We start from the raw sequence: 13190 nt of genomic DNA on the forward strand, positions 1-13190 counted from the left end.
TTGCAATAAAATCTACACTGTCTAATTCTAATTCACAACTTTGCCAAGACACTAGCTTCTGTGAATTCATCTTACTATTTCATTAAATTACTTTTCTATATTACCATAAAACAAGGGGATGTAAAGAAAAGACTATTTAGTCAGCACCAGATCTTAAGATCAAGTCAACATTTTGGGTTTAGCACGGTGTGTAGCCTGGGCAGTCAGCGGGTTTTCCGGCCAGTAATGTTTCGGATAGCGGCCCATCAATTCCCGGCGAACTTCAAAGTACGTTGTCTGCCAAAAGCTGTGCAAGTCCCGTGTTACCTGCACCGGCCGCTGAGCCGGTGAAAGCAGCTGCAGCGTTAAGGGAACCTTGCCGCCGCCAATACACGGCGTTTCACTAAGTCCAAACAGCTCCTGCAGCCGCACTGCCAGCGTAGGTGCCTCCGGGTTGCTATAGTTAACGGCAATGTTTTGCCCGCTTGGAACGGTAATATGGGTTGGTGCGTCTTTATCGAGCTGCTGCCGTTGCTGCCAGGTAAGCAGACTCTCCAGAACAGCCGTCATATTGAGCCGCTGCAACTCGGCACTGCTGCTCATGCCATAAACATAAGGGCCCAGCCAGTGAGCGAGCGTAGCAGTTAAATATTCTTCAGACGTGTCCGGCCAGTGCTCTGGCTCAATACAATGAATAAACCTTATACGCCAGAGCCATTGTCTGGCTGTTTTAGTCCAGGGGAGAATATCCAGACCCGTTTGGGCGATGCCGGTCACTAATGCTTCCAGACACTCATCACGGCTAGGAACAACAGGCGCCTCCTGCAAAAGCAGTTCTCCCAGGTATTCTCGCTGGCGTCCCCGTACTGCCTGGGCGTTGGTATCCCAAAAAACCTGCCGCCGTTCTTCAAGCTGTGAAGGAAAGTGCATTCGCAAACAATCGATACTAACAGGAGCTGCCAGCAAAATTTGGCTCTCGATTCCTTTGTCATCAAGCTCGGCTGCTACCAGATAACTTTCTGCACTAAGGGCTTGCATAGCAGGCAAAACAGCTCCTCTGCCGTTTCTGAGCAGATACCGCCCATCGCTGCGTCTTTGGGCAATGCGGTCAGGGTAGGCTAAGGCCAGCAGCAAGCCGCAGTCGCCGCTATCTATTTTCCTATCTGTCCCGAGTGAAAGGCTGCCTTGCAGGTATTGCAGCTCAGCACGCAGCCGTTGATATAGCCCTCCATCGATCCGTCGTGTACCAACCTGCCCACCTTGCCGAAAGGCATCCACCCGTAACCTGAGGTCCGCATCACGACTGCCATCCCCCTGGAAAACATCCCGTTCGTTAAGCAGCACTGCCACTTCACAAGCCAGCCGGCCAAGCCGCTGTGCTATGGCCTGAATGATCATATGAGCTAACCTTGGATGGAAGCCCATTTCCGCTACTTGTTTGCCATGACCCGTTATCTGTCCTTCTCTTGTTATTGCTCCCATTTGCTGGAGCAGTTCTTTTGCCTGTTGAACGGCAGCTTCCGGCGGCACATCAAGCCACTTAAGGTCTGCAGGCTGCCGCACGCCCCAAACGGCCAGCTCCAATACAAGAGAAACTAAATCGGCTGCTCTGATTTCCGGAATACGTTGCTCTTCCAGCCGCAAATCTTCCCGTACTGTCCACAAGCGGTAACAAACTCCTGGTCCTAATCGCCCTGCCCGGCCCCGGCGCTGATCAGCAGATGCACGCGAAACGCTGACAGTCTCCAGCCGGGTCATCCCGGTCCGGGGGGAAAAACGGGGAATCCGCATGCGGCCACTGTCAATAACGATCTGAACGCCTTCTACCGTCAGACTGGTTTCGGCAATTGAGGTAGCCAGAACCACTTTGCGCTGGCCGGCCGGACTCGGTTCAATCGCCAGATCCTGCAGGGCCGGTGATAAGTTGCCGTAAAGCGGCGCTATCCTGACATCAGGGCCTGCAACTATACCAGCTAATTTTCTTTCGACCCTGCGAATTTCACCCGCTCCGGGCAGAAAGACCAACATATCACCGGAATGACGGGCAAGAGCAGTAGAAATCGCCTGAACCACGGCATCTTCCAGACTGCCCTGCAGCGGACGTTCCAAATAGCAAGTCTCTACCGGAAATTGACGGCCCTCACTGACCAGAACAGGTGCCTGATTGAGTAAGGCAGCAACTGGCTGAGCGTCAATCGTTGCAGACATCACGAGTATACGCAGATCACTTCGCAGTACTGACTGGGACTCCAGCGTCAGTGCCAGCCCCAAATCAGCCTGCAGGCTCCGTTCATGAAATTCATCAAAAATAATCAATCCCACATCACTGAGCATCGGATCACTTTGCAGCATTCTTGTCAGAATACCTTCGGTGATCACTTCAATTCTGGTTTTGGTGCCTACTCTACTGTCCAGGCGAACTCTGTAGCCCACCGTTCCACCCACCTGCTCACCCAGCAGCGAGGCCATATACCGGGCCGCAGCACGGGTTGCCAGCCGCCGTGGTTCCAGCATGAGGATACGCTTTCCATCCAACCACGGCTCCCGCAGCAGGGCCAACGGTACCCGGGTAGTCTTTCCCGCTCCGGGAGCCGCTACCAATACAGCATTGCCAGGTAACCGGAGCACCTCTTTAAGTGACGGTAAAATAGCGTCTATTGGCAATTGGATCAAATTCTTCACCTCATTAAATGATTAGGCCCTTCTTTTCCCGTTCTTCGTTCTTTTCGGCCCTTCTGGAAAAAGACGGTCCGCAGGATGGAAAAAAGTCAGCTTACGTTAAGAAATCCGTTCTGTTTGAGCGCAGCGAGTTTAACGGATTTTAGTAAGCTGACTTTTTTGCAAGTCTTTTGGAAGACAGGCCTAGCATTTTTGGTACTTTTGTTGCGATGACAAAAGTACGAACTAGGGCTTTTCCCAGGTAACCTATCAATCTTACTGAGCAAAAAGGCAAAGCGAGAAGCCGTACAGTTACTCAAAAGACTATAAAAAAGCATTATTTGCCGGCTTAACAGGCAAATAATGCTCTTAATGCATTTACGATAAACGTTTTAATTCGCCAATAATATCGGCTATTTCTTCTTTACGGTCAACAGTGTCAAGCGAATCATTCGTGGTTAGAATGAAATCCAAATAGTCCTGAATTTCATCAATGGCATCAATGATTTCTTCTTCCTCTTGAGGAAGAGCCTCTTTTATACCATCTAATGTTTCAATAACCGCACCTAGTTTTTCCGCCACATCATCACTGTTTCCCGGTTGAATAACGTCTTCCAAAATGGCTACTACCGGTTGAAAATCTACCTTGCTAATACAACTCACTCCTTTTTTAAGGATGTACTATACTACTTTTTCCGCTTCGTCCCGCGCCTATTCGCCAGTTACCACAAAGGATTTATTATCCTTTTACTGCACGCGACACCAGAGAAAGCTTTGAAGGAAATATTGTAGTGATGACACACCCCTGAGTTTATTGTATTCTGTGCAGGTAATAAATTTCCTCTCAACCATAACAATTTTATGTCACTTTTTGTTAAAATTTCTAAGAAATTGCCATTTCTATGAGGAACGGAGAAATACTAAACTCGGCCTCCGTAGCGCCCCGTACCTGCTCTACTGTTACTCCCGGCGCAACCTCGGTTAGTTCCAGGCCTAGCTTAGTTACACAGAAAACAGCCAGATTGGTTACAATTTTCGTTATTACGCTCTTTCCTGTTAACGGCAGCGTACACTCTTTGACAATCTTGGGAGCACCGTCTTTAGCAGCATGCTCCATCGCAACAATAACCTGCTTGGCTCCCACGACCAGATCCATGGCTCCGCCCATGCCGGGGACAATTTTACCGGGAACCATCCAGTTAGCGAGATTGCCGCTGCTGTCAACTTCCAGCGCTCCGAGCACGGTAAAGTCGAGATGACCGCCACGGACAATAGCAAAGGACATTACACTGTCGAACATGGCTCCTCCGGCGATGACTGAAGCCGGTTTTGCTCCGGCATTGACCACGTCGGGGTCAATAGGGTGAACAGCCGGCCCCAAGCCAATATAGCCGTTCTCCGAATGGAGCAGGACGTTAATATCCTGAGGTATATAGTCAGCAACCAGGGTAGGAATGCCAATTCCTAAGTTGACAACATTCCCATCCTTAAACTCAAGTGCAACTCGTCTGGCAATTATTTCTTTAGCATCCATTGTCAACATTCCTCCCTGATAGGCAAATGTAATCTACAAATATTCCGGGAATCATAACATGGTCAGCATCAATTTCGCCAACTTCAACGATCGTATCCACTTCGGCAATGACAAGATCTGCTGCCATAGCCATTACAGGATTAAAATTACGGGTTGATCTGCGGCAAATTAGATTGCCGCTTTTGTCTCCCATCGTAGCTTTAATCAGTGCCACATTCGCCCGTAAGGGCAGCTCCAGCAGATAGTCCTGACCGTTAGCATGAATAATCTGTTTGTTTTCAGCAACAATCGTTCCCAGGCCCGTAGGAGTTAATACACCGCCCAGACCGGAGCCGCCGCACCGCAGGCGTTCAGCCAATGTCCCCTGGGGCACTAATTCTACTTCAAGCTCGCCGTTGTGCATTTGCCTGCCCGTCTCGGGGTTCGTCCCAATGTGCGATACAATTGTTTTTTTTACCTGATGCCCCGCGATTAGGCGGCCAATTCCCTTATCAACAAATGATGTATCGTTGCCAATAACAGTTAAATTTTGAAATTGCTGCTCGACCAAGCAATCTATCAGGGTTTCCGGTGTCCCTACAGCTAAAAATCCACCTATTGCCAATGTTATGTCATGGGAAAGATATTCCCGGCACTGCTCTATGGTGATTACTTTATCCATTATTTCCTCCCGTGTTGTTGCAAGTATTCACAGTATGCAATGAGGAATCCCACTGTCAGGCGGGATTCCTCATATGTGTTATCTTTCCGGTATTTCCAGGTTCATCATGGCCGAGCTCAACGCTTTGCCATGAATGTCCAACGCCAGCGTGCGAGTTACTCCGCCGCCCAGCGCCTGGTACATGACAAAATTAAGAGCACCGACGTTAGGCAGTTCGTAGCGGATAACCTCTCCTTGCACAATCTCGGAGAAATATTCTTTAACCCGTTCAGCGGTAACATGCTGTTTAATAAAATCATAGTCTTCCGGTTTATAGGCAATGACCGATATATTAGAGGTATTTCCTTTATCACCTGTTCTGGAGTGTGCCACTTCACGTAGTTTCATCTTACAACACCTCGTATTGTATAGTATATTTTACCAAGGAGCGAGGAATCAGCGCCGAAACCATTGCGACTACCTCTCTGGCAACTTTCCAGGCTCCCGCACCGCCGGCCGGCCCGTTGGTATACAGCGTTTCCACTTCATTGCCAATACGGACAGCTTCTTTCATATTCTGCGTCCGGCCCGTCACTCTGGCTCTGACTTCATAGGGCTCGTGGCCTGCCGATAACTTAGGGCTGTGCAGGGAATTAACGCCAATCAGGTCGCATCTCAGTTCCTGAAACTGTACTCCCATAAGCTTAAGTCTTTCTTCCACAATATCAAGTGCCAGCTGACCACGATTTACTGCTCCGGGCCCGGCATAGCTAATTTGACCTTCGCCGATATAGCTGTCGATATAACCAATCGATACCTTAAGGGAGTCAGTCTTAGGACCGCCTTTGCCGCCAGATACCTGAACTTCATTTTTTGCTGTCTGGGTAAATGTAATCTCACTAAAATCCGCTACTACATCAGGCGTAATATAGGATTTGGGGTTGTGAATTTCATACAGCAATTGCTCTTTGCAGGTTGCCAGTGTGACCATTCCGCCAGCTTCAGCTACTTTTGTAATAATAAAGCTGCCGTCTTCCTGTACTTCGGCAATCGGGAAACCGAGCCGCGCCAATTCAGCTACATCTTTATAGCCGGGGTCGGCAAAATAACCACCTGTAATCTGACCGCCGCATTCTAAAAGATGTCCCAGGGCAGTTGCCTGGCCCATGAGGTTATAATCTTCTACCGACCAGCCGAATTCATGAATAAGCGGAGCGATGAACAGCGCCGGGTCTGCTACACGTCCGGTAATGACCACATCTGCACCATTTTTTAATGCTTCAACAATCGGCTCAACACCTAAATAAGCATTTGCCGAGACTAATTTGTCCTTAATCGTGGAAAGCTTAGCACCCGTTTCTTCGATCGTGTAATCGTGCTGGCTAATAATATCTAATACATCATCACCGCTGACAGCAGCAATCTTCAGGCCTGTTAAGCCTAGCTTCTGGGCGATCTCTTTAACCTTCCGTGCACCAGCAACAGGGTTTGCTGCTCCCATATTGGAGATAATCTTTACTCCGTTTTTCTGGCATATTTCCAGTGCAGCCTCCATACGGGCTGCCAGCAAGGCATCATAGCCGGCATTGGGATCTTTTAGTTTAGCCTGCTGCGCAATTGCAATCGTTCTTTCTGCCAAACACTCAAAACATAAATATTGAATATTGCCTTTTGCAGCCAGCTCGACAGCCGGTTCTATCCGGTCTCCTGAGTATCCTGCTCCTGATCCAATCCTTACTTTTTTCATCTTTTCACCTCATTATTTTTTAAGCCATTCCCCTGTCAGCTTCTGTTACTAAAAGGGGAAGACTCCGATAAGCGCACATGTAATAGTCATAATGATTGATGCACCCCACAAAAAAGGAATGGAGAACTTTTGATGCTCACCTAATTCTACACCTGTTAAACCAACAATTAAGAAGGTCGCCGGAGTCAGGGGACTGACCGGAAAACCGGTTGTCATCTGGCCCATTAGAGCTGCCTGAGCAACGGCAATTGGCTGAACTCCCAGCATTTTTCCTACTTCTGCTACAACAGGGATGACGCCCAGGTAAAACGAATCAGGGTCAAACACTAAGCTGAGCGGCATGGAGACAATCCCCATCGCAAATGGAATGTGCTGCGCCAATGCCGGCGGTACAAAAGAAACTGCTACTTTAGCCATAGCTGCAATCATGCCGGTTCCTTTCATAATACCGGTGAATACACCTGCTGCCAGCAAAATACTAGCCATCATTAGTGCTGCTTTGGCATGAGCATCAACCCGTGCTTTCTGAGCAGCTACATCCGGATAATTCAGCAATAAAGCCAAAACTGTGCCAATCATAAACATGGGAGCAGGATCGACTTTGCCGCTGACCATTGTTCCCATTACTACCAGTGCAAGCACCGCGTTAATCCAAAACAGTTTTGGACGGCGCAACGCTTTTTCATCTTCTTTGATTTCCCGGGTGAGAACAATGTCACCTAGTTCAGCAGTTGTAAGGCCAAGTCGTTTCTCTTCTCTCTTGCCGAGCAGGTAGGCAACAACAAACATATAGACAAGTCCAACTAACTGAGGAATAACTAAAGGAGTAAAAATATCGGTAACCGGAACATGAAGCGCTGCCGAAGCGCGGAGCGTAGGTCCTGTCCATGGCAGATAGTTAATACCTGCTGCCATAGCCACCATTAAGCACAACAGTCGTTTATCCATCTTCAGCCGTTCATAAACCGGCAGCATGGCCGGAATCGTAATCAGGAAGCATACCGCTCCTGAACCATCCAGATGAATCAGCAGTGCCAGCAAAGCTGTTCCCATTAGTATTCTGGTGGGTTTCGCCCCAACTGTTTTTAAAATCCGGTCAATAATGGGATCAAACAAACCGGCATCGCCCATTACACCAAAAAATAGGATTGCAAAGATAAACATAGTTGCCACAGGTGCGATATTCTGAATACCGCTGATAATGAATTTGCTTGTGGCAAGACCAAAACCACCAGCCAGTGCAGCAACAACCGGCACAAAAATGAGTGCAATAAGGGGAGACATCCTTTTGGAAATAATGGCTCCCAGGAGCACTACGATAGTAATAAGACCAAGCAATGCCATACTTTCACCTCTTTTAAATATTTAATGCTACTTACCCTTACTATAATCGCAAGATCCATGCCAACAAGAAAAAGCGCTGTATCTCCTTATTTTGCACGATTGTACCGGCAAATTGCCTATTTAACATTCTATACTTTTAGAAATACCTTAATCTTAAAACTGTCTATTTATCAGTGTTTGCAGGCTTTCATTTCATTTCTAATTTCTTAGAATAAAAGAGGGAATTTTCCAGCTTTTTAGAATAACCTGCTTTTCTCCAAAAAAATACCTCACAGCAGATTAAATGCTGTGAGGTATTTTTTTACTTGCCTTCTTCAATCCCAAGTACTTTCATCTTGTTATACAAAGTAGCCAGGGATATTCCCATTTGTACGGCAACACGTTTTTTCCCTTCCACCGTGTACCCTTCGCAGTTCAAGGCATTGATTAGGATTTGCTTTTCTGCATCGCGAACCACATCAGCAAGCGTTTTGCGGCCAACCATTGTAACATTTGTATCAATTAACAACACCGGCGGCAGATGAAGCTGAGTAATCAAATGATCTTCACACATATTAGCGGCAAATTCAATCGTATTACGCAGCTCCCTGATATTGCCAGGCCAGCGGTATTTCAGCAAAATGTCATATACTTCCGGTGAGAAGCGAAAAGGCCTGACCACCTTCTGGGAATATTGAGCTAGGAAATAATCCGCTAACAGGCGCGTATCACTGCTTCGTTCCCTGAGCGGCGGCAAATGCACATTGAGAATATTTAGGCGGTAAAACAAATCTTCCCGGAATCGTCCTTCTTTTACCATGGCAATAAGGTTGCGGTTAGTAGCGGCAATAACCCGGACATCTAACGGTATTTCCGTTGTCTCACCAATTTTCCGCACGGCCCGCTCCTGCAGCACACGCAGCAATTTAGCCTGTACATCAAGACTCAGCTCACCAATTTCATCAAGCAGAATCGTTCCGCCGTCAGCAATCTCAAACAAGCCGGTCTTACCGCCTTTACGCGCTCCGGTAAAAGCCCCTTCATCGTAGCCGAACAGCTCACTTTCCACCAGACTTGAAGTCAGTGACGCACAGTTAAGGGCAACAAAAGGTCCGTGAGCTCGCTTACTGGCGCTATGGACGGATTGGGCAAAAATTTCCTTCCCTGTACCACTTTCGCCCGTTATTAATACATCGGTTTCACCAGCTGCAATTTTTTTGCAGAATTGCAGGGTTTTTAACAAAGCACTGCTCGTACCAATTACATCCTGAAAGCTATATTTAGCACGGTAAGCATGTTCTACCATCTTTTTCAGGCGATTCGTTTTTCTCTCATATTTGTTGACTTCCTGACTAAGCCGTCTCACTTCCGTAATATCTTTCACTACCGAAACTCCGCCCACTACTCGGTTATCAATCATAATTGGCGCCATATCCACCACGTATTGTACGTCACCTACCCGGCGATATACACCGGCCATAGGCGCCCCCGAATTGATAACCTGCGGTAATATTGCTCCCGGGCGCACACTTGTCAGCAGCTTGCCCACGATATGCTCGTACGCAACGCCCGTTATTCTAGTATATTCGGGATTAATGTACCGTACCATATATGCTTCGTCACTAATTAGTATCCCATCATAAATTGAGTCTAAGATACTGAAAAACCAGGATTGCGCTTGTTCGAGGGAATTAAATACAAACTCCAGCCCTTGCAGATTCTCCCGATCAGCCCCCATCGTTCCCCTCCTGTCACAAACTAATTTTGCTCTGCCGATTCAACTCTATTTTATGACTATTCTGCATTGGCGTAGTTTTTCCCTTTTGACAGCCCAAGTTTAGCTACTATACACCACTGGAGCAACAGGGCTTACTAGCGATTTTTAAAATGAACTGTAATACTTACAATTTCCGATTGTGTACCGACTCGTACCGGCGGCCCCCATGTGCCAAAGCCGCTAGATACAATCATTTGAAAATCGTCTTGGCGCCAATAGCCCCAATCCAGTTTAAACATAGCTTGTGTAATCAAATTCAGCGGAAATAACTGGCCGTGGTGCGTATGGCCGGCTACATATAAATCCACACCTTGCTGTTGACCAGCCGCAACCTCTACCGGCTGGTGATCCATCATAATAACAGGCAATGCCTGAACGCAGCCCTGAAGTATTTCCTGCACGGTTTTACGGGGAGAATCAGTAAGCTTCTCCCGGTAGTAGTCATCTCTGCCTGCCAAATAAAAAGCATCCGCTATTTTTACAGCCTCATCACGCAGTATCGTAATGCCGGCTTTACTAAGCTCACATACTGTTTTTTCCGAGTCACCCCAGATATATTCATGACTTCCCAGACAGCCGAATACGCCGAACTGCGGCTGAAGCCGACGCAAAACTTCAGGCATGTTGTCATCCAGGAAAATACCGATGTTTTCGTCCAATATATCTCCTGGGAGAAGAATCAAGTCAGGTTTTAACTGATGAATCTGATTTACTAAATTTTCCAGACGTTGTCTGCCTACTAATAAACCCAGATGAAGATCAGAAACCATAATAATGTGTATACTATGGACAGGTGACTGTTTATTGATCGTAATGTCATATTTCTTAAGCTGGGGAGAATTAGCCCTCCATATCCCATAGACAACTACTAAACTAACGATGATGACAATACTCCAGCCAATAACAGGCTGATTACTGCTATACGCAATCGGAATTAGTCCTATTTCTCGTCCAGCCCAGATTATGCCGTCAACAATTCCCCATATCAACAAAAAATAAAAGTAAAAAGCCAGCCAATACGACCCTGTCCGGATCAGCCAGTCAGTCAGCACACTGGCATAAAACATGCTGCCGGCTCTTCCTAAAAAATAAGCAGCTGTTACGAAAGTAAAGCATACCCACCATATTCCGGTTATGACAGAGTTGGCAGATAGCAGCAAAGAATTTGCCAGTTTTAAACCTATGTAATAACTGGTTATACAATATACGAGCACTGCGAGAATAGTCATAGCAATATATTTTGTCTTCATTGATGGTTTCCACCTATTAACCTTTATTAAATTCTTTTATTATTGTTAACAAGAATGCCTGGCTCCATTCGTCAGGTGAAAGGAGAAAAGCAATGAATGAACCACTTAGTCCCGCTATGCTTGATAAACTGACGATGGTCTGCATTTGTAAAGGTATTAGCCGGGCTGCTATTAAAAAAGCAATTACCGGCGGCGCCAACACTCTAGAAAAAGTACAGGCTGCTACCGGTGCCGGATCAGGCTCCTGCAGCGGCAAACGCTGCACCCCTAAAATTAACGACTTGCTTGCTGAACTCAGTCCGGAAAAATAAAAACAGGGTGTCTCAACTGGGTTTAACCCCCGTTTGAGACACCCTGTTTATTATTCTCTTATTATTCATACCGGAGTGCGTCAATCGGATCAAGCAGTGCTGCCTTACGGGCAGGATAGATCCCGAAGAATAAGCCGATGCCGATAGAGAAACCGAAGGCCATAATAATGGAGGCCGACGATATTACCGTACTCCACCCGGCAATAGCCGATATCCCATATGCAGCCCCGATGCCGAGAGCAATCCCTGCAAGTCCGCCGGCCACACCAATCACAACCGCTTCAATTAAAAACTGCATCAAAATATTACGATACCTTGCACCCAACGCTTTGCGGATACCAATTTCCCGTGTTCGTTCCGTAACCGATACGAGCATAATATTCATGATACCGATACCGCCAACCAGCAAGGATATGCCGGCAATAAAACCTAACAGCAGCGTAATAGATCCGGTTGCTTCTTCAGCAGTCTCCATAATGCTGACCATATTCCGTACGGTGAAATCATCTGCTTTGTCGGTGCCCAGGCGATGCCGGGACCGCAGCAAAGTAGTGACCTCCTCCTGTACCTGGTTAACAATTTCTGTATTTTCAGCCTGAATATTAATTAATTGAATATAGGTAATCCCCATTAACCGTTCCTGTGCTGTTGTCAAGGGAATTACTACTGTATCATCCTGGTCACCGCCGCCAGCTGACTGCCCTTTGCTTTCCAATACTCCGACAATGCGAAAAGGAGTATTGTTAATACGAATGGACTGACCGATTGGGTTAGCGTCACCGAACAAATTACTGGACACGGTAGGCCCGATAACAGCTACCCTTTCTCTTGTCTCCAGATCCTTATCTGTTATAAAACTGCCGGCCTGGACAACCATGTTGCGTACATCCAAATAATCCGGTGTCGTCCCCATTACCGCGGTCATCCAGTTCTGATTTCCCGCTACTAATTGATACTGCTTGCTTACACTGGGAGCAACCTTATTCACTCCGTCAACTTCATTGGCAATAGCCTGAGCATCTTTTAATGATAAAGTTATGCCTGACCCGGCCGCCTGCCTTACTCCGGAAGAAGAGGGAGCACCAGGTGACACCATAATAAGATTGCTTCCCAGCCCGGCAATAGAGTTCGATACCTGATCTCGTACGCCCATACCGATGGAAACCATGGCAATAACGGCTCCAACCCCGATGATAATACCTAGCATGGTGAGGATAGAACGCATTTTATTGCCTACCAGAGCATTTAGTGCAATTGATACACTCTCACGGAACATTGCGTCACTCCTCTCCGGTATCCCGCACGATCAGTCCATCCCGTACGTGAATAACCCGTTTTGCATACTCGGCAATATCAGGCTCATGAGTAACCAGGATAATGGTGCGCCCCAATGCATTCAGCTTATCAAATATCGCCATTACTTCTACGCCTGATTTGGAGTCCAGGTTACCGGTAGGTTCATCAGCCATAATAATTGTCGGATCATTAACCAACGCCCTGGCAATCGCCACTCTTTGGCGCTGACCACCCGATAATTCATTGGGACGGTGGTCAAGCCGCTTTTCCAGTCCAACTGCTTCCAGCGCCTCAATTGCCTTTTGCTCCCTATCTTTCTTCGGAACTCCCGAATATACCAAAGGCAGGGCCACGTTTTGCATTGCCGAAATACGTGGCAATAAATTAAAATTTTGAAATACAAAACCGATTTTTTTATTCCGGGTCACTGCCAGCTGATCATCTGTCATAAAAGCAACCTCTTGCCCGTCAAGCAGATAGGAGCCTTCTGTCGGACGGTCCAAACAGCCCAGAATATTCATCAGCGTCGATTTTCCCGAGCCTGAAGGTCCCATAATGGCAGTAAATTCACCTGCGCTGATATTCAAGTTGATGCCTGCCAGTGCGGCAACTTCCGTGTCACCCATATGATATATCTTTTTTACATTCGATAAGGCGATTGTCATCGTTATACCC

General features: G+C 47.1%; 12 protein-coding genes. 1 reads left to right on the forward strand and 11 read right to left on the reverse strand.

Annotation, left to right across the window (positions count from 1 at the left end; genetic code table 11):
- Window positions 1–159 precede the first annotated feature (159 nt).
- The 9 genes from hrpB to RTR76_RS19230 all read right to left on the reverse strand — a co-directional run bounded on the left by hrpB (window position 160) and on the right by RTR76_RS19230 (window position 10908).
- Complete coding sequence (gene hrpB / locus RTR76_RS19190) at window positions 160–2661, reverse strand: ATP-dependent helicase HrpB (RefSeq protein ID WP_312523986.1); 2502 nt, start codon at window positions 2659–2661, stop codon at window positions 160–162.
- 354 nt (window positions 2662–3015) lie between these two features.
- Window positions 3016–3300, reverse strand: coding sequence for a hypothetical protein (locus RTR76_RS19195; RefSeq protein ID WP_312523988.1), 285 nt, complete (start codon window positions 3298–3300; stop codon window positions 3016–3018).
- Between the two features lie 220 nt (window positions 3301–3520).
- Window positions 3521–4180, reverse strand: coding sequence for a 3-oxoacid CoA-transferase subunit B (locus RTR76_RS19200; protein ID WP_312523990.1), 660 nt, complete (start codon window positions 4178–4180; stop codon window positions 3521–3523).
- On the reverse strand, window positions 4161–4832 hold the full coding sequence (locus tag RTR76_RS19205) for a 3-oxoacid CoA-transferase subunit A (protein ID WP_312523992.1): 672 nt from the start codon (window positions 4830–4832) through the stop codon (window positions 4161–4163). Before RTR76_RS19205 ends, RTR76_RS19200 begins: the two co-directional genes overlap by 20 nt.
- 78 nt (window positions 4833–4910) lie before the next feature.
- Window positions 4911–5219: a hypothetical protein gene (locus RTR76_RS19210; protein WP_312523993.1), complete on the reverse strand. Its 309-nt coding sequence runs from the start codon at window positions 5217–5219 to the stop codon at window positions 4911–4913.
- A 1-nt stretch (window position 5220) separates the two neighbouring features.
- On the reverse strand, window positions 5221–6558 hold the full coding sequence (locus RTR76_RS19215; protein WP_312523995.1) for an acyclic terpene utilization AtuA family protein: 1338 nt from the start codon (window positions 6556–6558) through the stop codon (window positions 5221–5223).
- Window positions 6559–6606: 48 nt separating this feature from the next.
- A complete protein-coding gene (locus RTR76_RS19220) occupies window positions 6607–7902 on the reverse strand; it encodes a citrate:proton symporter (protein ID WP_312523996.1) in 1296 nt (431 codons plus the stop codon).
- Between the two features lie 301 nt (window positions 7903–8203).
- On the reverse strand, window positions 8204–9619 hold the full coding sequence (locus RTR76_RS19225; RefSeq protein WP_312523997.1) for a sigma 54-interacting transcriptional regulator: 1416 nt from the start codon (window positions 9617–9619) through the stop codon (window positions 8204–8206).
- A gap of 134 nt (window positions 9620–9753) precedes the next feature.
- On the reverse strand, window positions 9754–10908 hold the full coding sequence (locus tag RTR76_RS19230; protein WP_312523998.1) for a metallophosphoesterase: 1155 nt from the start codon (window positions 10906–10908) through the stop codon (window positions 9754–9756).
- A gap of 92 nt (window positions 10909–11000) precedes the next feature.
- Here RTR76_RS19230 and RTR76_RS19235 point away from each other — a divergent pair, with 92 nt between their 5' ends.
- Complete coding sequence (locus RTR76_RS19235; RefSeq protein WP_312524000.1) at window positions 11001–11219, forward strand: (2Fe-2S)-binding protein; 219 nt, start codon at window positions 11001–11003, stop codon at window positions 11217–11219.
- A gap of 61 nt (window positions 11220–11280) precedes the next feature.
- On the opposite strand, the gene RTR76_RS19240 is transcribed toward RTR76_RS19235, so the two are convergent.
- Together RTR76_RS19240 and RTR76_RS19245 are read right to left on the reverse strand one after the other, a co-directional pair.
- Entirely contained in the window at window positions 11281–12495 is a 1215-nt protein-coding gene (locus tag RTR76_RS19240) for an ABC transporter permease (protein ID WP_312524002.1), read from the reverse strand.
- A 4-nt stretch (window positions 12496–12499) separates the two neighbouring features.
- Entirely contained in the window at window positions 12500–13180 is a 681-nt protein-coding gene (locus RTR76_RS19245; RefSeq protein ID WP_312524006.1) for an ABC transporter ATP-binding protein, read from the reverse strand.
- Window positions 13181–13190 lie beyond the last annotated feature (10 nt).

It is taken from the genome of Anaerospora sp. (genome assembly GCF_032013335.1).
Classification (GTDB): Bacteria; Bacillota; Negativicutes; order Sporomusales; family DSM-15969; genus Anaerospora.